We start from the raw sequence: 363 nt of genomic DNA on the forward strand, positions 1-363 counted from the left end.
GAACTTGTACTCAAGGATTCACTCAAGCTGCTTGATGTGCTCAAGCTTTCGCTCAAGGATGAGCTTGTACTCAAGGATTCACTCAAGCTGCTTGATGTACTTAGGCTTTCGCTTAAGGATGAGCTTGTACTCAAGGATTCACTCAACGAACTTGATGTGCTTAGGCTTTCGCTTAAGGATGAGCTTGTGCTGATTGGGGTGAAGTCGTAACAAGGTAGCCGTAGGAGAACCTGCGGCTGGATCACCTCCTTTCTAAGGAATAATTACGGAACCTGTGCATTTATCGAATACTTTGTTTAGTTTCCAGAGATTTACTCTCTGTTAAAGAATGGCTTATGGGCCTATAGCTCAGCTGGTTTAGAG

Annotated in this window: 1 protein-coding gene; it reads left to right on the plus strand. The window is 44.1% G+C overall.

Going from position 1 to position 363, the window contains the following annotated elements:
- Positions 1-210, plus strand: a 210-nt coding sequence (locus OZJ21_RS09720) for a hypothetical protein (protein ID WP_442916322.1), incomplete at its 5' end; no start/stop codon positions are given.
- Between the last annotated feature and the right edge of the window lie 153 nt (positions 211-363).

Source organism: Ligilactobacillus sp. UO.C109 (assembly GCF_026847815.1).
GTDB lineage: Bacteria > Bacillota > Bacilli > Lactobacillales > Lactobacillaceae > Ligilactobacillus > Ligilactobacillus salivarius.